This is a genomic window from Solitalea canadensis DSM 3403, assembly GCF_000242635.2.
In the GTDB taxonomy this organism is placed as follows: Bacteria; Bacteroidota; Bacteroidia; order Sphingobacteriales; family Sphingobacteriaceae; genus Solitalea; species Solitalea canadensis.
Map to the genome: position 1 here is coordinate 2,906,591 of NC_017770.1, position 22,251 is coordinate 2,928,841.

Here is a 22,251-nt window from a genome sequence, read left to right on the forward strand (position 1 = left end):
TTGCTTTATTTAGGAAGAGAGAAGAGAATAATTCATTCTCTAAAGTTCTTAATTACGCTATTGCAGTTGTTGTTTTCCCTTTAGACCCTTCTTTTGATTTTTTCCTTCTACCCCACCAAATCATAAATCCGGTTATCGGCAGACTTGAGGCGACAAGTGACGCACAGAAAGCTAAAATTTTCCCGGGCAAACCCAAAACAGCTCCCACATGAATATCATAGTTCATCCGTTGTATTTTGTCGGCTATGGTTGCATTTTTGAACCGACCATACATATGCTTTACCTCCACCTCTTGTAAGGTATACTGATCGAAATAACGATAATCTCCCTTCCAGTAAGTTGAAGGATCAGGATTAGCCGTTGCGCCAATTGCTGTTGAATCATTTTCAGGAAAATGAACTTCAATAAGTTTTGCATCCTTGTGTTCGACATTCATTTTATGCCATATCAGATCGATTACGGGTGCATCAAGAGTTGATTGCTTTTGTTTTGCTGATAATGGTTCGTAAAAATCAACAGGTTGCTTTCCTCCTGATGAAACCCAGTAAACACTTTTAGCAAACCATTGGAAACCCCAAACTAAACCTGTAATGGCAATAAAAATAGCAATCCAAGTCATGTAAAAACCCAGCACATTATGAAGGTCGTAGTTAACCCGTCTCCATTTTGCATCCCATTTAACAGAAAAACGTTGCTTTCCTGCAGCTTTATTTTTAGGCCACCAAAGCACTAAACCGGAAATCATCATTACCAAAAAGATCAATGTAGCTGAAGCCACAATTGGCTGACCAATTGGTGGAGGTAACCATAAGTAAAAATGACCCATGATAATGATTCTGAAAAAATCACTATTCATATCCTTCACTTTTAATACCTCGCCTGAATACGGATTAATATAAGCGATATAGTAATACTCCGGATCTGCATTATAAAAAGCCACTTGCACTGCATCTGTAGCCGATTGATACGTAACACTATGCGGATGTTTATCGGGTAACGCCTTTTCTGCAATCTTCTGAATTGCAGAAGGCGTTAACACCGCTTTTTGTTCTGCCTGAACAAATCGATATGATTGGGTAAGATCTTCAATCTCACGCTGAAAAGCCAGTATACAGCCTGTAACCCCAAGAAATACAACCAGTAGCCCTGATACAAGCCCCAGCCAGAGATGAAATTTTCCGATCAGTTTTTTAAAGGTCATCTGTGATGATTAGAATTTATAACCAATGCTTAAACGGAAGTTAGTTCCCGGTTCTGTTTGCCAGTAATATTCAGATTTACCGTCAAAATTAACATCGTATGCGGCACCAGAATATAGGTAAGCGTTTAGCAGATTATTAACATTCAGGTTAACATTAAACTTAGTATTTTGCCAAGACAGACCACCGTCTAAACGGAAGTAATTAGGCAGCCCTTGTAAATCGTTGGCTCCCCAAGTCCAGGTTGAACGGTCAATTTGCCATTGGTAACCAGCTGAAGCTCCAAAACCTTTTAACAAACCGTTTATGAAGCGATACGACAACCATGTATTTGTCAAATGCTTTGCGTAACCAGGGATGCGCTGACCTACTAATTCAGGCGTAACATCTTCCGTAATCTCATTATTGGTAAATGCGTAGTTAAACACGAGGTTTAGACCTTTTACAACTTCACCTTTTACATCCAGCTCAACACCTTTTGCACGTGTTTGTCCTAGTTGCAAATAAGTTGGCTTGTTTGGATTTGCAGATGAAGGATCTGCTTGGGCAACTCCTTTTTTCGTAATCTGATATACAGATGCAGTAGTATTCCAACGGCCACCAAACCAGTCTCTCTTAATACCGAATTCAATATTATTACCAGTGTACGGAGTTACAGCTCCTCCATCAGTTTTTGTACCTGATTGAGGAACAAATGCTTCATCATATAAACCATAAACTGAAGTATTTTTATCAATAGATCCACTTAAACCAACACGAGGAGTAAATTTGTTATCATCAGTTGAATGAGGTCCGCTCCAGTCAGTAATATCTTGTTTTACGATTGTATATCTACCGGCAAGTGTTAAACGCAAAATATTATCAAAAAAGCCCACTTCATCTTGCGCATAAAAACCAGCATAACGTAGCAATTCATCGTCACCGGCACGGTCTTTCAAAGGTTTTGATCTATCGAAAGCCGGGAATTGAGCAGTAGTTCCGTACACCGGGTGGTAAATATTAAATATCTGTGAACTGGTTAACTCAAAACTTTGTCCCCAGTCGGCCATATAACTTTTACGACCTAAATCGACACCTCCTAAAAATCGGTGAGAAACCGAACCCGTTTTTACATCTCCATTTACAAAAAATTGCCCTACCGTATTATTTCCCTTAGCATCCCAAATACCAACACTTCTTGTTAAATCTCCATTGGCAGCTAAATTAGAAGGCCACATAGAGCTACCTTGCTGGCCAAAATTAAAATAGGCCAATTGCGTTGTAAACTTCCACTTCGGACTAAATTTATGCTCAAATGTTAAAAAGCTGCTGTGGTCATTAATAGAAGTTGTAGGCAAGTTCTTTTCTGTTGTTGTAAAATCACGAGGCAAATCACCGTAGGTATTCGGAGAGAATACATAAGCAGCACCAATCATTGCCATTTTAGAATACTGATAGGTATATTCAGCAGTGATTGATGTATTATCGTTGAATGAATATTTTAATACAGGGGCAACTGTGTAGCGATCGTTCCAATCAAACTGACGGTGCGATTCTTTTAACTGTCCCATTACATTTAAGCGATATTGTAATTTACCATTCTTGGTAAGATTGCCATCTAAGTCAACTGTTGCACGATAAGTATTAAAGCTACCCAAACTAATATTAGCTTCACCTTTGTTTACTCCAGTAGGTTTTTTGGTAACCACGTTGTAAAATCCACTTGGTTCGCCATTAGACATCATAAAGCCTGCAGGCCCTTTAACAAACTCAATACGATCTACAATACTCATATCCTCAGTTAACGGTCCCCATGGCATTTGTACATTCATACCATTACGAAAAGCGGCAATCTGAGAACCACGCATATTAATAAGAGCATAATTATCCCAATGTTCTAGTTTTAAAGCACCTGAAACGTTGCGGGTAACCCCTTCCAACATATCGAAAATCTGCTGGTCGGAAATTACTTTATTGGTTACAACCTGAATATTTTGTGGTAGTTCTTCTAATGGGGTTTCCAAACGTAATGAAGCCGAAGGATTTTTTACCTTATACTTGTTTTTGTTACCAGTTACCACTACTTCACGTAAAGCACTTGCGCTTTCTTTAAGTGTAAAGTTTAATGTCGCTGTTTCTCCTACTTTAATCGTTACTTCTTTCTCCTGAGTTTCCAAACCCACATAAGAAGCTATAATGGTGTATGTACCCGGTTGAACTCTTTTTAGCTCAAACCAGCCATTTTCATTGGTACTTGTTCCTTTTGTTGCTCCTTTAATTCCTATGCTTACGAAATCTGCAGGCTGACCGTCAGCGGTCTTTACATGTCCTTTGATTGATCCAAAGTTAGCTTGTGCCAGCGCTAATATCGGTAAGATCAGTAAAAGATTAAGTGCTAAAATCTTGTGTATAAGATATTTCATTTCGTTAGTTTATTTAGATTTATTAAAAATAGATCGCAAAAATACTATTATTTTAAATTATTCTAAATAAAAATAGGTTTTGTGATTAATTTTTAGTCAAGCTTAAAACAAGAGAGTTGTTTAGAATTAATCTAAATAAAATACTTAAGTTTGTGCCATTTCCCAAAAGCACACGTTTCGTTTGAAATCGCGCGCTTTCAGGTAGTCCATTAAAAACCTCTTCATAACTAACCTAACTGCCGCCTAACCTTTAATAGCCGGCAGTTTAAACACTTTATCCATGAGCAATAACAGAATGTGTGAAACAAGAAATCTTGCTAAAAGAGAAAATATACTGATTAATCAATGTATAGATTGCAAAACGGTATACCTGTGGTGTAACAACTTGGTTCTGACTTTTACGGAGGAGGAATTTATGGCTTTCGGAGAAGTTATCAACTCTTTTGATTTCAAAAGTCATTCAGTTTTATTTCCTGATAATATTACAAGGGCAATGATCTTCTCTCCTAATCCTGACATCAGCTTTACTTTTACGAGTGAAGAATTATCGGCCTTGAACTCATCCTTAGCAGAAGCTTTTTATATGCTGGAAGTTTATAAGCTGATAGAATGTTAATTTCTATCACTTAAGGACTGTTAGTAATTTATTCCTCAGCTTCTGAGTTTCTGTAAATCGATCAACAATGATTCCATTGGGATCTATAAGAACTTGTGTTGGCAAAGCTTTAACGTTATAACTTACAGCAATTTTGCCATCCTTATCTTTATAGAATGCATTGATTTGCGGCCAGTTCAATTTATCAGCTCTGACAGCTTGCAACCACTGATCAAGATCCTTATCTAACGACACACTGATAAACTCAACACCTTTATCTTTATAAGTATCATACATGGCTTTTAACTGCGAATTATCCGTTCTGCAAGGAGCGCACCAGGAGCTCCAAAAAGTAAGTACGACATATTTACCACGGTAGCCACTTAAATAAATATCCTTGCCATCTATTCCTTTGCGAACAAAATCAGGGGCTTTTACTCCATTTTTTTGCGTTTTATTAGCACTCACCTGCGTTCCCAGCTTTTTACCCCATGATGTTTGTTTTATTTCTGGCATTAATACATTATAACACTCTTCCTGGGCTGTTATTCTTTCTTTCAAAATGTTTCCGGCAAGCCATACACTTAACATATCACCCGGATTTTGCTTGATAAATCGTTCGGTTTGTTCTAGCAGTTTATTGTTAATTCTCTTTTGTTCTTCCTGCAATTCTTTCATTTGATTTGCATCTGCTAGTTTCATTTTATCAACCAATACTTCAAGTTGGTTATTTACAATTTGAATCGCGTTAAGATAGCGGGCATAATCTGCATTGATCATCCCTCCACTCACTTTTGCCTTATCAAGTGAGCCGTATCGACCATCGATGTTAATATTGTACCCATTTTCAATAAAGAATTGAAGGCGGGGTTGTTTTTTAAAGTTGGTGGAGCCAGGAGAATAGTATTCAGATTTAGCCAATAAGTAGGCCATAACAGGTTCAGCAACAACACTGGAAAACACAAAATCACCATTAACTGTATCGGTAGAATCGATCCTTAAATCGCCCGAACGACCTTTATCATAGAAATAAACATAAACTTTGCCATTTCCCACTCCATCTAAATGGCCTTTTATTTTATAGGGGTACACAACCGTTTGAGCAACGGAAAACAGGGACAATAAACAAGTGGTAAATAGAAATAAGAGACGTAAAAGCATAAATTTCTGTAAGAGATTATCTTACAGAAATTTACAATTTTATATTTAGTATAAGAAATAGCGATTAACTCAGATCGAAAAGATTGCTGACACCAATGAATTTTTCTGTCTCAAATCCTTCTCCGTACGCAGCTCCGATTGGTTTACCCAACTCTCTCCCTCTTCCGATTACTGATTCAAAAAATTCTGGTGTAGATATATAGGTTTGAGGTTCTCCTGATTGATCTTCAGGATTATAAAACTGGGTTTTAAATGCCTTTAATGAGGCTATTTTAATATCCATTTCTTCCTGTCCGAAACCAACCACTAAATCAGGTGTAAACAAACGATCCTGCATATAATGGTAAACGGCTTTAGGTCTCCATTCATGTTGAATTTCACCTTCCAAAGATGTATTTACCTTTCTTAAACCAGAATAAAAAATAGCATCACGAACCAGTTGTCCACCACGTCCATGATCGGGATGACGGTCCGCAAGCGCATTAGCTAAAACAATATCAGGACGATATTTACGAACCATTTTTATTATTTCGAGCTGATGTTCTTTATCATTCATAAAAAAACCATCTGCAAAACCCAAATTTTCACGAGCAGACAGACCCAATATTTCCGATGATACTTCTGCCTCAACCTTACGTGTTTCAGCAGTTCCACGAGTTCCCAACTCGCCTCGTGTAAGGTCAACCACACCTACAGTTTTACCCAGTCGAACATGTTTTGCAATTGTACCAGAGCAACAAAGCTCGGCATCATCCGGATGTGCAGCAAAAACTAATATATCAAGCTTCATATGTTGAATTAAGACCCCTAAATCCCCTAAAGGGGACTTTACTAATCTGTTAAATGTTTTTTATTTTTTCTTTATTTCTTCTAGAACTTACTCATGGGTTAAACCCCTAAATCCCCTAAAGGGGACTTTACTAATCTGTTAAATGTTCTTTATTTTTTCTTTATTTCTTCTAGAACTTACTCATGGGTTAAACCCCTAAATCCCCTAAAGGGGACTTTTATTGATCTGATAAATGTTTCTTTATCTCTTTTACAACCAGTTCAATATTTTCAAGTACCTGATTGTTTGAGAAACGAATTACTTTAAGATTACAAAATTCTATATCTTCTTGTCTTGCAACATCGTACTTTACATTTTCAGGCAGCTGATGTATTTCACCGTCTTTTCGACTACTAGTTTTGCTGAATGGCAATAGAAGTCAGCAATATAATTGGCAATTGGATGTTGACGTCGAAACTTTACCCCTAATTGTTTTTTTGAAATCTTCTCCCATATAATCTTCTCGGCAATAGTCATATGTTCCCTAAGATATTTTGCTCTTTCAAAAATTAATGGCCCTGCACCAAAAAACATATCATCTGCCAGTCCCCAGTATTCATTTTTCATAAGTTTTATTCAATACACACAGTCCTTAATGTCTCAAATGCATAGACCATTAAGACACTGCTCATTCAAATTTCTTTGCAATTCCCACGGTCCCAAAGTCCCCTTTAGGGGATTTAGGGGTTATCCTCTCAGAAACGCTCTAATCCCCATCTTAACCCTTGTGTTCAATGGAACGGCCATGTAGCAAAAAACATGTCATCTAATTTGGTTCAATTCCCATGGTCTCAAAAGTCCCCTTTAGGGGGATTTAGGGGTTATCCTCCCAGCAACGCCTTTATCCTCTTCTTCACCCTAGCATTCAATGGTTTTGTTACAGGTAGAAAATAATCTACTACAAACCCTTCTTTATTGACAAGGTATTTATGAAAGTTCCACAGTGGTTTAGAGCTTACTTTCCCATTTTTAGCTTTGTCGGAAAGGAATTTATATAATGGATGAGCATCTTCTCCCTTAACAGCAATTTTTGAAAACAAAGGAAAAGAAACACCATAGTTCACCTGACAAAACTCTTCGATCTGATCTTCAGAGCGAGGCTCTTGTCCGCCGAAATCATTGGATGGAAATCCTAAAATTTCAAAATCTTCCTGTTTAAATTCTTCATGCAATTGCTCCAGGTCACTGAGTTGAGAGGTTAAGCCACATTCGGTGGCGGTATTCACAATAAGCAAAACCTTGCCTTTGTATTTTTCCAGAGAGATCTCTTCACCTTTAATATTTGAGACCTTGTGATGATAGATATTTGTAATACTCATTATAAGCCTGCATATAATCGGGATCACCGACAGATTGAATAATATTTTCTATTTCCCAATCCTCCTTCGGATCATAGTTTTCTTTCAAACTATTGCCAAACACGCTTGCTATCGATTGCCAGAAGAAAGCGGTTAACCCATTTTTTAAGTCTTTCAATAACACATAACTGGTGCGTCCTGTTTCACGGTCAATCAATTTTATTAAAATAGCACCTTGTTTTATGGTCATATTGCGAATATCACGCTCAAAATTTCGCTTAATTTCATCTTCACACTGCTTCACCAACACCTTTCTTTCAGCATCATTCTTTGCCGACTTTAACTGCAATTCAAGTTGCTTATAACGGTACCCAGCATATTTTGCATAAGGCAACACTTTCAGCACGTCACGTTTAAGCTTGTTATATTTCTCTCGCTGACGGTCATTTTTCCAAATACGCAAGTCTGAAACCAGTACTTCTTTCAACCACATATGCGGAATAGTATCACCATTCATGATATAGGCCTGCATTACAATGGTATCATTCTTACTTTTTACCCACTGCTGTTGCGCATTCGCTGTTTTCACAGCGAAGAATAACAAGATCAATACCAGTGGTTTTAACAATTTCATTCGATTTAGAATATCAGCAAAGATAAGAGGATTGCCCTCTAACTTCAATCATAGATTACTTATACGATGTTTAATTCAACAAGTTCAATTATTCAGCCAAAAAACATTACAACGCATCGCCCATTAACTAAAGTATGTTAGGTTAATGATTGTGATTCACATTAAGGTTAAAAACAAGTTAAATTCCGTAAAAAATGAATAACTTTACCCATCCAACAACCCATGAGTTTAGTAACTTTTTTAGGATAAGTTTATCAACTAACCTCGGATCAATTTAAAACAAAAATCCGTTTAAAAACGTATAACTTATATAACTAATTACTAATAACTTACTTAGCCTGTGTTTACCACACACTGTTTAATTTTTTTATTCGATAACCATTGACAGGTTAATTCATTTATGAAGGAATTGGTAATAGACCTTGAAGCAGAGAAAACCGAGATTATTAAACGATACAGAGCTCTTTTACGCGCCTGCAAGCCCACTATGCAAAAAGGTGATAAAAGGGAAATTCGTAAAGCATTTGATATGGCATTGGAAAGCCATAAAGATATGCGACGAAAATCCGGAGAGCCTTATATTTATCATCCCATTGCCGTTGCCCAGATTTGCGCTGAAGAAATAGGTTTAGGTACTACTTCTATTGTTTGTGCTTTATTGCACGACACGGTAGAAGATACACACATGACGCTCGAAGATATTGAGCGTGAATTTGGCAAAAAAGTAGCTTCCATTATTGATGGACTTACAAAAATTGCCGGCGTTTTTGATCACACCAGTTCTATACAAGCAGAAAATTTCAGAAAAATGCTGCTTACCCTTGCTGATGATGTGAGGGTGATCTTAATAAAACTTGCCGATCGTTTGCATAATATGCGTACGATGGAGCATATGCCGCGCGACAAGCAATTAAAAATTTCTTCGGAAACAATTTATTTGTACGCTCCTCTTGCCCACCGTTTAGGTTTATATGCTATTAAATCTGAGCTGGAAGATCTGGCAATGAAATATACCGAAACGGCTACCTACAAATTTATTGCTCAAAAACTTGCGGAACGAAAAACCGAACGCAGCAAATACATAAAAGAATTCATCGACCCAATTAAAACAGCATTAACCGAACAGGGGCTGGTAGCTGATGTGGTGGGTCGCCCTAAGTCTATTCATTCCATTTGGAATAAAATGCGTTCAAAAGGCGTTCCTTTTGAAGAAGTGTATGACCTTTTTGCCATCAGAGTAATTCTTGATAGCACTCCTGAAGTAGAGAAAGCCGATTGCTGGAAAGCCTATTCAGTTATTACTGATCTGTACCTTCCTAACCCAGATCGATTGAAAGATTGGATCTCCAGTCCCAAAAGTAATGGTTATGAATCTCTTCATACCACAGTTATGGGCCCAAAAGGACGCTGGGTTGAGATTCAGATCCGTACGCAACGAATGAACGAAATTGCAGAGAAAGGATTTGCAGCTCATTGGAAATATAAAGAATCATCCAATGAAAGCGGGCTTGATCAATGGATTCAAAAGGTAAGAGAAACCTTGAATAGTACGGAGTCTAATGCGCTTGACTTCCTCGATGATTTCAAGATGAATTTATTTTCTGATGAAGTCTTTGCTTTTACTCCTAAAGGTTCGTTAATAAAACTTCCGAACGGGGCCACAGCATTAGACTTTGCTTTTGAAATTCACACCGACGTTGGCAGCAGATGTATAGGAGCCAAAGTAAATCACAAACTGGTTCCGCTGAGTTACAAGATCCAAAACGGTGATCAGGTAGAAATTCTGACTTCGGCAAAACAAAATCCTAAAGAAGATTGGCTGAATATTGTTATCACAGCTAAAGCCAAGTCAAAAATAAAATCACAATTAAAGGAAGAAAAAAGGAAGGTTGCTGAAGATGGAAAAGAGGTTTTAGAGCGAAAAATGAAATCGCTAAAAATTCCTTTCAATCATGACATGCTTCATAAAATCGCCAACCATTACCGCATACAAAGTATACAGGATCTTTATTACCAGGTTGCCGTTGGTAAATTCGATCAAAACAATCTAAAAGAATATTTAGAGTCCGAGCGAACTCCTGAGAACAAGCCAGTTGAAAAAATTGAACCTCAATCTCTTGAAAATTATGTAAAAAGTATCAAGAAAAAGGTTGATGACACGCTTGTGATCGGTGATGATTTGACAAAAATTGATTATAAACTAGCCCCATGCTGTAATCCGATTCCGGGTGATGATGTTTTTGGCTTTGTTACGGTTAGTGATGGTATTAAGATTCACCGCACTAATTGTCCGAATGCCGTAAAATTAATGTCGAAATTCGGTTACAGAATTGTAAAAGCACGGTGGACTAATCAACAGGAAATTGCATTCCTTGCCGGAATCCGGATCCGAGGAATTGATGATGTAGGTGTAATTAACAACATAACGAAGGTTATTTCTAGCGATTTCAAAGTAAACATTCGTTCAATTACTGTAGATAGTAATGATGGTGTTTTTGAGGGATCGATAATGGTGTATGTGAATGACACCGATCACTTAAATAATCTTATCAAACAACTAAGTGAAGCCAAAGGTGTTTTGAGTGTATATAGGTTTGATCATATGCAGTCATAAAACTTAGTAATCAATACACTGTTTTATAAGTAAAATTAGTATAAGATCGGCTCATTATGTGCCGACAAAAAAGTTATTTACAAGTAACAAATAGCAAGTAACTGATATTTAATTCATAAAAAATTAACTTTAATCAGATAAATACGATATTTTTGGACGCTTTTAAGGAGTATTATGCCATCAACAGCTGAAACAACGCAAACCGTAAGGAAAATTTTTGAAGGATATTTAGAAAAAAACAGCCTTCGTAAAACTCCTGAACGCTTTGCAATCCTCGAAGAGATCTATTCCCGAAACGATCACTTCGATGTGGAGTCTTTATATATCCACATGAAAAATAAAAAATACCGGGTTAGTCGCGCTACCGTTTATAATACATTAGAATTATTGGTTTCGTGCGATTTAGTAACCAAACACCAGTTTGGTAAAAACATGGCTCAGTTTGAGAAGTCATATGGTTACCGTCAACATGATCATATCATATGTTTGGACTGCGGAAAAGTGGTTGAATTTTGCGACCCTCGCGTACAACAAATTCAGGCTATGATGGGTGACCTTTTAAAATTTGAAATCAAACACCATTCATTGAATTTATACGGTGCTTGTACCCGCTTACATGAAGGCGGACAATGTGATTCTTATACAAACAAAACAGCTTAATTTTAGATTAGTTCATAGCTATACATCATTGTTCACGGAAAATCTGTGAGCAAGTACATTCATTGTTAGCTAAAGTAAAATGAACTATTAACCACGAACAATTAACTATTAAAATTTTCAAATAACTATGCGCGTAGATGTGTTATTGGGCCTACAATGGGGCGATGAAGGTAAGGGTAAAATTGTAGACGTACTAAGTCCTGAGTATGATTTGATCGCTCGTTTTCAAGGCGGTCCTAATGCCGGCCACACACTTGAATTTGATGGTAAAAAGTATGTATTAAATACCATTCCATCTGGAGTTTTCAATGAAAACACTTTAAATCTTATTGGTAACGGTGTTGTTATCGACCCTGTTATCTTTAAACGCGAAATTGAAAATTTGCAAAATAATGGCTACGATCCTATTAAAAATGGCAAATTAATGATCGCTAAAAAAGCACACTTGATCTTGCCTACTCACCAATTACTTGACGCTGCTTATGAAAGCAATATGGGCGACAAGAAAATCGGTTCAACATTAAAAGGTATCGGCCCAACTTATACTGATAAAATCGGTCGTAAAGGTTTACGTGTTGGAGACACAACCTTACCTGACTTTGATCAAAAATATCAACGCATTAAAGAACAACATATTAAAATTCTTGACCAGTATAAATACGATTATTCGGATTTAGCTGAGCGCGAAGCTAAATTCTTTGAAGCCGTTGAATTATTAAAAAATATGCCTCAGGTAGATGCTGAACACTTAGTTAACAACTACTTAAAATCGGGCAAAAAAGTACTTGCAGAAGGTGCACAAGGAACATTGTTAGATGTTGACTTTGGTTCTTATCCATTTGTAACTTCTTCAAATACCATTACCGCAGGTGCTTGTACAGGTTTAGGGGTTGCTCCAAACCGTATTGGTGAAGTAATTGGTATTTTCAAAGCATATTGTACCCGTGTTGGCGGAGGTCCTTTCCCTACAGAATTGGATAATGAAGTAGGTGAAGAATTGCGTAAAATCGGACATGAATTCGGTGCTACTACCGGTCGCGCACGTCGTACCGGATGGATCGATCTTCCAGCGTTGAAATATGCGATCATGCTAAACGGTGCTACTGAATTAGTAATGACTAAAGCAGATGTATTAAGTGGTTTTGAGAAGATCTATGTATGTACTCATTATGAATACATGGGAGAAAAGATTGACTATATGCCATATGATATTAATACAGTTGCAGCAAAACCAGTATTAAAAGAATTAGAAGGATGGCACGAAGATCTGACAGGAATTACTAAACCTGAACAAATTCCTGCTAAGCTGAAAACTTATATCGAATACCTGGAAAAAGAACTGGAAGTACCTATTAAATACTTATCTGTAGGTCCTGATCGTGTTCAGACTTTAATATTAAAATAGTTGTCAGATTTGAGATATGCGATTTGAGAAAATTTAATATCGATAACTTGAATTTGTTTAAAACTAAACATATAGAACTTTTTAAAGAAAAAGCCCTTCATTGGGCTTCTTCTTTTAGTACGTGTTGCTATTTGGATTCAAACGGTTATGCTGATCCATATGGTTCGTCCTATAATTGCATTATTGCCATTGATTCAATCGATGAATTAACGGTGACCCATGAAGATGCTTTCGAAGCGTTAAGAACTTTTCAGGAAAAGGTGAAGGGCACTATTTTTGGCTATCTCACCTACGATATTAAGAACCAGCTTGAAGAGTTGGAATCGAACAATCCAGATCATTGCCATTTTCCTTTACTTTTCTTTTTTCGCCCAAGAATAGAACTTTTGATTACAGATGCTACTGTTGAGATAATTTGCAATGACTCATTAATAGAGGCTTCATTCATTTTTGAATCAATCGAAAACCTGGTTATTCCCGCTACGAATCCTTTGCCTAAAACGGTTCACATTGAATCACGAATGGATAAGCAAACCTATCTTAGCAAGGTAGAAAAAGTAAAAGAACATATCCACAGGGGTGACATTTACGAATTAAACCTTTGCCAGGAATTTTATGCTGAAGATTGCAGTATTGATCCCGTACAAACGTGGGAGAAACTCAATATGATTTCTCCTACCCCATTTTCTTCTTTTTTTAAGCGCAAGGATCAATATATACTTTGTGCCTCACCAGAGCGCTACTTGCGTAAACAGGCGGCAGTTGTAATTTCTCAACCCATCAAAGGAACTATTAAAAGAAGCAGTGATGCTACTGAAGATGCCAACCTAAAGGAACAACTTTACAACGATCCTAAAGAACGGTCAGAAAATGTCATGATTGTAGATTTGGTAAGAAATGATCTTACCCGCTGTGCCAGTCCGGGAACTGTAAAAGTGGATGAATTATTTGGAGTTTACAGCTTTAAGCAAGTACATCAGCTTATTTCAACTGTTTCAGCTAGCTTAAATCCAAAATTTACCTATTTAGAGGCGATCAAAGACACGTTCCCCATGGGCTCAATGACAGGCGCCCCTAAAATAAAAGCAATGCAACTGATCGAACGATACGAAGAAAGTTTGAGAGGTGTTTATTCCGGTTGCATTGGATATATTACTTCAACTCAGGATTTCGATTTTAACGTAGTTATCCGAAGTATTGTTTACAATGCAGCTGAGCAGTACTTATCGTTTCAGGTTGGGGGGGCAATTACTACTAATTCTGATCCAGAGAAAGAATATGAAGAATGCTTACTCAAAGCACAGGCAATAAAACAGGTTTTATTAAACCAACGATAATACAACGTTCTTTATTGGTTTTTTATTTTAACTTTAAAGAACGTTGAAAATCTTTACTGCCATATTGCTTGTTACCCTTTTTTCCGTACAACTTACCGGAAGGATAGCTGCTTATATTTATTGTAGTATAAATGCTATTCAATATGTGCATACTACCAATAGCTTTTCTGTTAGGGATTGTGATTGTTCGAAGTACCTTATGGACAATTCTGATAACAAAACCATGGAAAGCCCATTGGCGTTATTGATCCATAAGGATAAAACGGAAGACCTAATAAGTTTCACATTCAAAAGCTACCAAGCACTGTTAACACTTCAATGCATAGCATTTAAAGAACTTAATACGCTCTACAATTACTGCGTATCCGGCTTCGTTTTCCAACCTCCACAGTAAGCCTTTCCTCTCAATTCTGTTTTAATTATTCAACGTTCGTTATCATTTAGATAATTGAACTGCTATTGGATTAACTATCCTATTCTTAACATCAATTTACAATCATTATGAAACTAAACATATCTTTTGCTTTAGCGTGTACCGCTATGCTTATTTCTTGTGCTTCAAATAAACCAGCTTTAAATAAATACAGCTCAACAAAAATGCTTTTGGGCGAATGCCACAGATCAGCCCTTGAAATGCAACCTTATAAAACCTGGTTCGACAGTATTTATGTCAATTATAAAGTTGATACAATCACAGCTAATGAAATCAGCCATAAATGGAAATCAGAGAAATTGGAAATATTTATGGGAACCTGGTGTGGTGACAGTCGCCGGGAAGTGCCGCGCATCTTCAAACTATTAGACTATTGCCGTATCGACCCATCCAAAATTAAGCTCATCATGGTAAGCAATACGGATTCATTATACAAACAAAGTCCGGAACATCAAGAACGAGGTAAGAATATTTTCAGAGTTCCTACATTTATTGTTTACGATAACGGAACAGAAAAGGGACGAATTATCGAATACCCTGTCATATCGCTTGAAAATGATTTAATAAGCATTCTTACCGATACTACCTATCAACCTAACTACAAAGCCGGAACTTATTTAATCAACACGTTAAACAAATCATCAGCATCACTTTCTGATGATAAATTGAATAGTCTTACTGAAAAGCTCAAACCAATGTGTAAAAACGGCGCTGAATTAAACTCATTAGGCAGAATGCTTGCTGCCAATAACGACTTTCCAAAGTCAATAACAACACTCAAGATCAACACAGCGCTGTATCCACAGGTTTCACCTCTATTTGAGACCCTGGCAGATGTATACCTTAAAAACAAGGAAACCGATAGGGCCATCAAAGTCTATCAACAGGCATTAAACCTTACGCCCGACAATACCCGGTTAAAAGATAAACTAAATGCACTGGTAACTACAAAATAGATTTTGATATATTAAACAAAGAAGGGCATCCAAATTGAATGCCCTTCTTTGTTTCTAAGAGATAAACTCTTTATTTTTTATAATACGACAATGCTTCAGGTAAATATTTTTGTATACCTGCAATACGAGTTTCATCACTAGGGTGCGTACTTAACCATTCAGGTGGACGTTGTTGACCCTGACTTGAAGCCGACATACGTTGCCAGAAATCTACAGCTTTACGTGGATCATAACCTGCAACAGCCATAAAGCTTAATCCTAAACGATCGGCTTCTGACTCTTGATTACGTCCGTATTTCAATAAAACAATAGGAGCTCCTACGCCATACAACTGGTTAAATACCTGTTGATTTTGTGTATTCTTAGATAATGCGGTGGAACCGATTGCTGCACCATACTCTACAGCCATTTGCTGCGACATACGCTCAGCTCCGTGGCGAGCAATAGCATGAGCAATTTCGTGACCCATTACTGTTGCCAATCCTGTTTCATCTTTTGTAACCGGGAGAATACCTGTATAAACAACGATTTTACCACCAGGCATACACCAGGCATTTAATTCCTTGCTTTCAACAAGATTTACTTCCCACTTATAATCCTTAATCTGATCGCCATAACCTTTTTCATTCATGAACTTTTTTACGGCTTCGATTAGGTTATTACCTACTTTCTTTACAAAAACTGCGTCTTTACTAGTGTTAGCCACCACCTTGTTCTCTTTTAAGAACTCCGTATAGCTACTTTGTGCTAAAGACAGCATTTGTCCTTCGTCTACTAAGCTGATTTGAGATCTGCCTGTAAGTGGTACCTGAGAGCAAGCTTCCAATATGGTAACCGCAACTACCACTGCAATGATTTTTAACTTCATGGTAAATTTAAACTAACTATTAATTCCGAACCTTTTTCCTAAAGAGATAAGATTTGCTTTCTTTTCCTTTTAATAAGCGTTCTATATTCTTTTGATGAGTAACTAATACCAGTACTGCAACACACACGCCAAATAGTATTACTGATTTGTTTCCTACGTGAAAAGCAAAAATCATTAATACCGGATAAGAAAAACTTGCAACCATTGATCCTAGGGATACATAATGACTGAAAATCAGGATCACCAGGAAAATTATGCAACAACAAAGTGCTGCCTGTAAATGTATGGCCAAAACCATTCCAAACAGTGTAGCAATACCTTTTCCGCCCCTGAACCCAGCAAAGACGGGGAAAATATGACCAACAATAGCAATTATACCCAGTGATAACTGAAAATTGGCAAACTGAATAGAATCAGGATTGTAATTAGAGAACCAATGTGCAAGATAACAGGCAAGCCATCCCTTAAATACATCGATGAGCATTACCGGAATACCTGCCTTCTTTCCTAAAATACGGAAAGTGTTAGTAGTACCTGCATTGCCGCTTCCATACTCCCTTACATCAATTCCGTAAAAAATTTGTCCGATCCACACCGCGGTGGGAATCGATCCAAGTAAGTAGGCGATAAGAAGAGCTATTAACGATTGAGTTGAAATCATCAGAATCGTTTTCTATACAAATTAACTTTAACTAAAATATTAAAAAACGTTGAGTACACAAATTACATTGCTTTTAAGCTCATGTCAAGACTTTTGACAGAATGTGTTAATGCACCCATCGAAATATAATCAACACCACACAAAGCATATTCACGGGCATTTTCCATAGTAATACCCCCTGAAGCTTCGGTTACAAAGTGCTCGTTGATTAGTTGTACAGCTTTGCGCAAATTATCAAAACTGAAATTATCGAGCATAATTCTGTCGACACCCCCAGTATCTAATACTTGCTGTACCTCCTCTAAATTACGTGTTTCAATTTCAATTTGAAGCTTTTTTCCTGTACGATTAAGGTAATCCTGTGCATTTTGAATGGCGTTTTTAATTCCTCCGGCATAATCAACATGATTATCCTTTATAAGAATCATATCATACAAGCCAATGCGATGATTTACTCCCCCTCCTATTCTAACTGCCCATTTTTCAAGGAATCGAATATTCGGTGTTGTTTTCCGTGTATCGAGTACTTGTGTACGAGTTCCTTTTAGCAACTCTGTAACCTGATTGGTTACCGTTGCAATGCCACTCATTCGCTGCATGGTGTTCAACACTAATCGTTCTGCTTTTAAGATAGCATGCACACTACCCGAAACAATTAAAACAATATCCCCATGTTTAACATGAGCACCATCATTAATAAAAACTTCGAGAGTTAAAGTGGGATCTACAGTGGCAAATATTTGTTTAGCAAGCTCAACACCTGCCAAAATTCCATTATCTTTTATAAGCAAACGTGCAGCGCCTTGAGTTCCCGCCGGAATACTTGAAAGTGAAGTATGGTCTCCATCGCCTACATCTTCGGCCAATGCACTAATTATAAACTGTTTAACTACGTCTTGTTCCAAAACCACGCACATTTTAATGCGCCAAGATAAAAAAATGTTCTCATAATTGAGGTAAAACTCATTTTTCTTGCTCTACCCTTAACTCATTTATAAGTGTGGAACCGCCGTTTTGTTTCATATAAAAAAACAGGCGATAGGTATTCGTGGAAGTTTTGTAAGAGCAGATTGCATATTGCATGCCTTCTGGAGAGGAACCAGTATGTTTTAATTTTACCTGAATTGGAGGGTACTTAGAAAAGAAGTTTTTCAAAATCATTTCCGACTGTGTTTTACTATATACATTCTCGTCATTTAAAATGGATAGTATTACCGTAGAGTTTAGGTATTTTGAAATTTCGCGGGTATTAGCTGATTCAATAGATTTTGTAATAGCCTCAACCGTATCGTCCTGATTGGCAGCACCACAAGGCAAAGCAAGGAAAAGAACAGATACTATTAGAAGTATTTTACTCACGAGGCTGACTGAATTTTATTTTTTGCTGTGCAGGAACACAAATAGTGCCAAATATTAACAAAAAAGGCTATTTTTTTGAAAATCATAACATAAATCATACTATTATTATTGCTAAAAAAATATATTTGCAAGGTGGAAAATAACAAAAAAATCGCCCTGATCATCCTGGATGGGTGGGGCTACGGTCGCCAAGACGACTCTAACGCCATTTTCAAAGCAAACACTCCTTTTTTTGATGAAATTATAAAGAAATATCCCAATTCAAAATTAGAGGCTTCTGGTGAGGCTGTAGGGTTACCAGAGGGTCAAATGGGAAATTCTGAGGTTGGCCACATGAACTTAGGGGCCGGACGTGTTGTATATCAAGAACTTGTGCGCATTAACAAAGCCGTTCGAGAGCATGAAATTGACAAAAATCCGGTTTTAGTGGAGGCTTTTAACTATGCCAAAGAAAAAAACAAAAGTGTTCACTTTATCGGACTAGTGTCTGACGGTGGTGTGCATTCACACATCAATCATCTTAAAGGATTGCTTTCAGTTGCTGCTGAACAGCAATTAAAAAATGTATTTGTTCATGCATTTTTAGATGGCCGTGATACCGATCCTAAAAGTGGATTAGGATTTATGAACGACCTTGAACAGCATATCGCTAAAACTACAGGAACTGTGGCAAGCGCTGTTGGACGTTATTATGCGATGGACCGCGATAACCGTTGGGAGCGCGTGAAATTAGCCTATGATGTAATGGTTAAAGGGGTTGGAAAACCTGTAAGTAATATTGAAGCAGCTATTCAGGAATCATATAGTAATGATGTAACTGATGAGTTTTTGAAACCGGTAGTTAAGGTTGATGCAAATGGACAACCCGTTGCAACAATCAAAGAAGGCGATGTGGTTATTTGCTTTAATTTCCGTACCGACCGTGGTCGCGAAATTACCAAAGCACTTACACAACAGGATTTCCCTGAACAGGACATGAAAAAACTTGACTTGTTCTATGTGACCATGACTACTTACGACGAAACTTTCAAAGGTGTTAAAGTGATCTTTACTAAAGATGATCTTGCAATGACCTTGGGTGAAGTTTTGGAGAAAGCCGGTAAAACTCAAATCCGTATTGCTGAAACCGAAAAATATCCTCACGTAACATTCTTTTTCTCGGGAGGTCGTGAAGCTCCTTTTGAAGGTGAAAAACGTTTACTTTGTCCTTCTCCTAAAGTGGCAACTTACGATTTGAAGCCAGAAATGAGTGCTAATGATATCAAAGATGCCATTATTCCGGAGTTACAAAGCAAATGGCCTGATTTTATCTGTCTGAACTTTGCAAACACGGATATGGTTGGACATACAGGTATTTTCAGCGCTGCTATTAAAGCTGCAGAAACAGTAGATGCATGTTTAAAAGCAGTTGTTGAAACTGGTATCGAAAACGGATATTCATTTATAATCATTGCAGATCATGGAAATGCTGATTATATGATCAATGAAGACGGAACTCCAAATACTGCACATACCACTAACCTTGTTCCATGTATTGTAATTGACAATGAGGTTACTGCTGTTAAAAATGGTAAACTGGGCGACATTGCTCCTACTATTTTAAAAATGATGCACGTTCAAAAGCCTGCTGAAATGACAGGTGATGAATTAGTATAGACCCTAACGGGACTTTTCCTGAAAATTATAATTGCGGTTGGTGAAAAATCATCAACCGCTTCTTATTTTTATGGCATGAACAAACTTTCTTATTTACTGATCACTGGTTTAATCCTCATTTCTTTTTCTTGTTCAAATACTGGCAATCGTCAAACCAGCCAAAATGCTTATTTCGACTTAAAGAGTTATTTTGAACAGGAAGCTCATCGTTTAAATGCTGAAAATCCTAAGCTTAGCAAAACAGTAAATGACAATGGTAAAACAGAAACTAAAACTGTTCGGGATACACTTTGGACAAAAGAATTAAGCGTTTTCATTAATTCGAATATCAATAAACCGGCATGGAGTAAAAGCTATAAGGTTGTTAAAACCGATACCTCAGAACTTTATACAGCCATTGACTCTGCATTAAAAACTAAAAGCATTGCTATTCTTCGAGACACTAATGGCCATATCCGCAACATTAAAATTGTAAACAGAACAAGCAATGAGTTGTATGATCTGGATGAATGGTTAACATATGACCCTAATCACTTCTATAAAATTGAAAGAAAACAAAAGGCGAAGCTATTGAAGGAAAGTCATTTTGAGATTGAGGGTAGATTTTTATAGAGGGATTACACCGATTTAATTGATTACATCGATTATTTTTTTGATTATAATTACACTGATTCATGTATAAAAGAAATCAGTGTAATCAAATCATCGGTGTAATCCCCTAAATATTTTATCGGGGTTCGAATTTGTAAACCGGGAAGCTATAGTTATTGTTTTCACTAAAGAAATTGGCACCACAATTCTCCGGTAACGAAGCTAATCCAAAAAGCATGGTTGAATAATCAATTCCCTGTACTTCGTTTGCACGCCATGATGTATTTGATAAGCTATATCTCCACAATATTTTATTTGATGAACCAGGAAGTGTATAAACCCCTTTATTAGCAACATATAAACTGATCAGGTCTTTTTTAGCGCCTTCATTTATCGGAATAAAACCTGCTACGATATGAGGTGAAACAATTTTGCCATTATTGTCGCTAATTCGATCTGCATGATACCCATCAATTGAACTACCTGCTCCTAATCCCCATTCGTATGGCGAAATACCCGGAGTTAAAGACCACCATTTTTTATCGGACTGCATTGAGTTGGTCATAAAGCCTTTATATTGTGAGCTAACAGCATATGGATGACATAAATAGTAACAAAACTGAGGAATAAAATCTGACAAGAATGAACCCGGATTATCTGTTAATACTGAATAACCCAAATAAGTAGACTGTGGTAAATTTGTCGGATTAGCATAAAATTTATTCCACAATGCTGTTGCCGGACCAGCAGTTCCATTTTCAGCTTTGTAAGCTAAGTATGCAACCAACATATATTCATTGTAAACAGCGGTTGTACTACTCCCTTTTCCATCAGCATCAAGAGACAAATAGATGGCGCCCGTTTCCGGATTCGCAATTGCTTTTGACCAGTCAATCGATTTAAACAACTGATCAGCAAGTGAGGCAATTGTTGTATTTTGTTTGAAATAATTCTTGCAGAAGAATGCCCCTGAAACCATCAAAGCAGCGTCTACTGTACTGTACTCAGAATTCCAAGCTCGTGCACCTGTCTCCATATCAACAAAATGGCGTGGGAAGCCTGCTGCATTTACATCCAATTGAAACGAGCCGCTTTTACCCAGCACAGAATTAAGTGTTGTTATTGCTTGCTGCTGGGCATCGGTTGTCCAACCCATTTTATCAGCAACACAAAGAGAAACTAATCCAATTCCTATATTGGCAACAGATGCAGGATGATAATCCGTACCGTTGAATACTTTCGAATCTCTGTAAATACCGTTTGTATTTCGTTGCATTTCATATACCCGAAAGGAATTTCTAAACAGATCAGAAATTATAAGCACTGTGTCAACTGGCTTAGGAGGCTCTGGTGTTGGCTTTACAGTAACTTGCGTAGGGTCATCATTCTTAGAACAAGAAGTAACAATAAGAAATAAGAAAGAAAAAATGATAAACGGGCTCAGTATTTTTTTCATGGTGCTCAATAAAATAATATATCAATGCGAATTAGTTACACTTTAATTCAGCATCAATTATTACTTGTATAATCGACTTAATTCAACCTCAATTAATAGTATTTAATAACCAGAAATGACAACAACAGAAAGTTACT

General features: G+C 37.1%; 22 protein-coding genes. 9 read left to right on the forward strand and 13 right to left on the reverse strand.

Annotated features, from left to right (window positions below; genetic code table 11):
- Nucleotides 1–52: 52 nt before the first annotated feature.
- Nucleotides 53–1,201 carry a PepSY-associated TM helix domain-containing protein gene (locus tag SOLCA_RS11925; RefSeq protein ID WP_014680708.1) on the reverse strand — a complete coding sequence of 383 codons (1,149 nt, stop codon included), beginning with the start codon at nucleotides 1,199–1,201 and terminating at the stop codon, nucleotides 53–55.
- A 9-nt stretch (nucleotides 1,202–1,210) separates the two neighbouring features.
- On the reverse strand, nucleotides 1,211–3,601 hold the full coding sequence (locus SOLCA_RS11930) for a TonB-dependent receptor (RefSeq protein WP_014680709.1): 2,391 nt from the start codon (nucleotides 3,599–3,601) through the stop codon (nucleotides 1,211–1,213).
- A gap of 280 nt (nucleotides 3,602–3,881) precedes the next feature.
- Here SOLCA_RS11930 and SOLCA_RS23350 point away from each other — a divergent pair, with 280 nt between their 5' ends.
- Entirely contained in the window at nucleotides 3,882–4,217 is a 336-nt protein-coding gene (locus SOLCA_RS23350; RefSeq protein ID WP_014680710.1) for a DUF6686 family protein, read from the forward strand.
- Between the two features lie 6 nt (nucleotides 4,218–4,223).
- Here SOLCA_RS23350 and SOLCA_RS11940 read toward each other — a convergent pair whose 3' ends face one another.
- The 6 genes from SOLCA_RS11940 to SOLCA_RS11960 all read right to left on the reverse strand — a co-directional run bounded on the left by SOLCA_RS11940 (nucleotide 4,224) and on the right by SOLCA_RS11960 (nucleotide 8,118).
- Nucleotides 4,224–5,357, reverse strand: coding sequence for a TlpA disulfide reductase family protein (locus tag SOLCA_RS11940; RefSeq protein WP_014680711.1), 1,134 nt, complete (start codon nucleotides 5,355–5,357; stop codon nucleotides 4,224–4,226).
- Nucleotides 5,358–5,421: 64 nt separating this feature from the next.
- Nucleotides 5,422–6,147: a bacillithiol biosynthesis deacetylase BshB1 gene (gene bshB1, locus SOLCA_RS11945; RefSeq protein WP_014680712.1), complete on the reverse strand. Its 726-nt coding sequence runs from the start codon at nucleotides 6,145–6,147 to the stop codon at nucleotides 5,422–5,424.
- A 217-nt stretch (nucleotides 6,148–6,364) separates the two neighbouring features.
- Entirely contained in the window at nucleotides 6,365–6,559 is a 195-nt protein-coding gene (locus SOLCA_RS23980; protein WP_217166123.1) for an endonuclease domain-containing protein, read from the reverse strand.
- Nucleotides 6,496–6,753: an endonuclease domain-containing protein gene (locus SOLCA_RS23770; protein WP_217166126.1), complete on the reverse strand. Its 258-nt coding sequence runs from the start codon at nucleotides 6,751–6,753 to the stop codon at nucleotides 6,496–6,498. Before SOLCA_RS23770 ends, SOLCA_RS23980 begins: the two co-directional genes overlap by 64 nt.
- 254 nt (nucleotides 6,754–7,007) lie before the next feature.
- Entirely contained in the window at nucleotides 7,008–7,505 is a 498-nt protein-coding gene (locus tag SOLCA_RS11955) for a glutathione peroxidase (RefSeq protein ID WP_014680713.1), read from the reverse strand.
- Nucleotides 7,462–8,118 carry a DUF4294 domain-containing protein gene (locus SOLCA_RS11960; protein WP_042479729.1) on the reverse strand — a complete coding sequence of 219 codons (657 nt, stop codon included), beginning with the start codon at nucleotides 8,116–8,118 and terminating at the stop codon, nucleotides 7,462–7,464. Before SOLCA_RS11960 ends, SOLCA_RS11955 begins: the two co-directional genes overlap by 44 nt.
- Before the next feature lie 400 nt (nucleotides 8,119–8,518).
- Here SOLCA_RS11960 and SOLCA_RS11965 point away from each other — a divergent pair, with 400 nt between their 5' ends.
- The 6 genes from SOLCA_RS11965 (at nucleotide 8,519) to SOLCA_RS22395 (ending at nucleotide 15,523) form a co-directional block, all read left to right on the forward strand.
- Complete coding sequence (locus tag SOLCA_RS11965; RefSeq protein WP_014680715.1) at nucleotides 8,519–10,732, forward strand: RelA/SpoT family protein; 2,214 nt, start codon at nucleotides 8,519–8,521, stop codon at nucleotides 10,730–10,732.
- Between the two features lie 174 nt (nucleotides 10,733–10,906).
- Nucleotides 10,907–11,392 (forward strand): Fur family transcriptional regulator, encoded by a 486-nt coding sequence (locus SOLCA_RS11970; RefSeq protein WP_014680716.1) that lies wholly within the window; start codon nucleotides 10,907–10,909, stop codon nucleotides 11,390–11,392.
- 127 nt (nucleotides 11,393–11,519) lie between these two features.
- Nucleotides 11,520–12,797 (forward strand): adenylosuccinate synthase, encoded by a 1,278-nt coding sequence (locus tag SOLCA_RS11975; RefSeq protein ID WP_014680717.1) that lies wholly within the window; start codon nucleotides 11,520–11,522, stop codon nucleotides 12,795–12,797.
- Between the two features lie 47 nt (nucleotides 12,798–12,844).
- Nucleotides 12,845–14,134 (forward strand): anthranilate synthase component I family protein, encoded by a 1,290-nt coding sequence (locus SOLCA_RS11980; protein WP_042479732.1) that lies wholly within the window; start codon nucleotides 12,845–12,847, stop codon nucleotides 14,132–14,134.
- A 43-nt stretch (nucleotides 14,135–14,177) separates the two neighbouring features.
- Entirely contained in the window at nucleotides 14,178–14,528 is a 351-nt protein-coding gene (locus SOLCA_RS23180; protein ID WP_157604562.1) for a hypothetical protein, read from the forward strand.
- A 107-nt stretch (nucleotides 14,529–14,635) separates the two neighbouring features.
- Nucleotides 14,636–15,523 (forward strand): thioredoxin family protein, encoded by an 888-nt coding sequence (locus SOLCA_RS22395; RefSeq protein ID WP_014680719.1) that lies wholly within the window; start codon nucleotides 14,636–14,638, stop codon nucleotides 15,521–15,523.
- Nucleotides 15,524–15,593: 70 nt separating this feature from the next.
- Here the strand turns inward: SOLCA_RS22395 and SOLCA_RS11990 are convergent, their stop codons facing one another.
- From SOLCA_RS11990 to SOLCA_RS12005, 4 genes are all read right to left on the reverse strand, one after another.
- The gene (locus SOLCA_RS11990; protein WP_014680720.1) at nucleotides 15,594–16,391 is read right to left on the reverse strand and encodes a M48 family metallopeptidase; all 798 of its coding nucleotides are present in this window, start codon (nucleotides 16,389–16,391) and stop codon (nucleotides 15,594–15,596) included.
- Nucleotides 16,392–16,410: 19 nt separating this feature from the next.
- Nucleotides 16,411–17,052, reverse strand: coding sequence for a glycerol-3-phosphate 1-O-acyltransferase PlsY (gene plsY / locus SOLCA_RS11995; RefSeq protein WP_014680721.1), 642 nt, complete (start codon nucleotides 17,050–17,052; stop codon nucleotides 16,411–16,413).
- Nucleotides 17,053–17,114: 62 nt separating this feature from the next.
- Nucleotides 17,115–17,969 (reverse strand): carboxylating nicotinate-nucleotide diphosphorylase, encoded by an 855-nt coding sequence (gene nadC / locus SOLCA_RS12000; protein ID WP_014680722.1) that lies wholly within the window; start codon nucleotides 17,967–17,969, stop codon nucleotides 17,115–17,117.
- 46 nt (nucleotides 17,970–18,015) lie between these two features.
- Nucleotides 18,016–18,411 carry a DUF4783 domain-containing protein gene (locus SOLCA_RS12005; RefSeq protein ID WP_014680723.1) on the reverse strand — a complete coding sequence of 132 codons (396 nt, stop codon included), beginning with the start codon at nucleotides 18,409–18,411 and terminating at the stop codon, nucleotides 18,016–18,018.
- Between the two features lie 132 nt (nucleotides 18,412–18,543).
- Here SOLCA_RS12005 and gpmI point away from each other — a divergent pair, with 132 nt between their 5' ends.
- Entirely contained in the window at nucleotides 18,544–20,067 is a 1,524-nt protein-coding gene (gene gpmI, locus SOLCA_RS12010) for a 2,3-bisphosphoglycerate-independent phosphoglycerate mutase (RefSeq protein WP_157604563.1), read from the forward strand.
- Between the two features lie 75 nt (nucleotides 20,068–20,142).
- Complete coding sequence (locus SOLCA_RS12015) at nucleotides 20,143–20,679, forward strand: hypothetical protein (protein WP_014680725.1); 537 nt, start codon at nucleotides 20,143–20,145, stop codon at nucleotides 20,677–20,679.
- 115 nt (nucleotides 20,680–20,794) lie between these two features.
- Here the strand turns inward: SOLCA_RS12015 and SOLCA_RS12020 are convergent, their stop codons facing one another.
- Entirely contained in the window at nucleotides 20,795–22,114 is a 1,320-nt protein-coding gene (locus SOLCA_RS12020; RefSeq protein WP_014680726.1) for a hypothetical protein, read from the reverse strand.
- Nucleotides 22,115–22,251: the final 137 nt, after the last annotated feature.

Excerpts from the sequence above, each read along its gene's own strand:
- SOLCA_RS11925 (WP_014680708.1), bottom strand. The coding sequence starts at position 1,201 with ATGACCTTTAAAAAACTGATCGGAAAATTTCATCTCTGGCTGGGGCTT.
- SOLCA_RS11930 (WP_014680709.1), bottom strand. The coding sequence starts at position 3,601 with ATGAAATATCTTATACACAAGATTTTAGCACTTAATCTTTTACTGATC.
- SOLCA_RS23350 (WP_014680710.1), top strand. The coding sequence starts at position 3,882 with ATGAGCAATAACAGAATGTGTGAAACAAGAAATCTTGCTAAAAGAGAA.
- SOLCA_RS11940 (WP_014680711.1), bottom strand. The coding sequence starts at position 5,357 with ATGCTTTTACGTCTCTTATTTCTATTTACCACTTGTTTATTGTCCCTG.
- bshB1 (WP_014680712.1), bottom strand. The coding sequence starts at position 6,147 with ATGAAGCTTGATATATTAGTTTTTGCTGCACATCCGGATGATGCCGAG.
- SOLCA_RS23770 (WP_217166126.1), bottom strand. The coding sequence starts at position 6,753 with ATGAAAAATGAATACTGGGGACTGGCAGATGATATGTTTTTTGGTGCA.
- SOLCA_RS11955 (WP_014680713.1), bottom strand. The coding sequence starts at position 7,505 with ATGAGTATTACAAATATCTATCATCACAAGGTCTCAAATATTAAAGGT.
- SOLCA_RS11960 (WP_042479729.1), bottom strand. The coding sequence starts at position 8,118 with ATGAAATTGTTAAAACCACTGGTATTGATCTTGTTATTCTTCGCTGTG.
- SOLCA_RS11965 (WP_014680715.1), top strand. The coding sequence starts at position 8,519 with ATGAAGGAATTGGTAATAGACCTTGAAGCAGAGAAAACCGAGATTATT.
- SOLCA_RS11970 (WP_014680716.1), top strand. The coding sequence starts at position 10,907 with ATGCCATCAACAGCTGAAACAACGCAAACCGTAAGGAAAATTTTTGAA.
- SOLCA_RS11975 (WP_014680717.1), top strand. The coding sequence starts at position 11,520 with ATGCGCGTAGATGTGTTATTGGGCCTACAATGGGGCGATGAAGGTAAG.
- SOLCA_RS22395 (WP_014680719.1), top strand. The coding sequence starts at position 14,636 with ATGAAACTAAACATATCTTTTGCTTTAGCGTGTACCGCTATGCTTATT.
- SOLCA_RS11990 (WP_014680720.1), bottom strand. The coding sequence starts at position 16,391 with ATGAAGTTAAAAATCATTGCAGTGGTAGTTGCGGTTACCATATTGGAA.
- plsY (WP_014680721.1), bottom strand. The coding sequence starts at position 17,052 with ATGATTTCAACTCAATCGTTAATAGCTCTTCTTATCGCCTACTTACTT.
- nadC (WP_014680722.1), bottom strand. The coding sequence starts at position 17,969 with ATGTGCGTGGTTTTGGAACAAGACGTAGTTAAACAGTTTATAATTAGT.
- SOLCA_RS12015 (WP_014680725.1), top strand. The coding sequence starts at position 20,143 with ATGAACAAACTTTCTTATTTACTGATCACTGGTTTAATCCTCATTTCT.
- SOLCA_RS12020 (WP_014680726.1), bottom strand. The coding sequence starts at position 22,114 with ATGAAAAAAATACTGAGCCCGTTTATCATTTTTTCTTTCTTATTTCTT.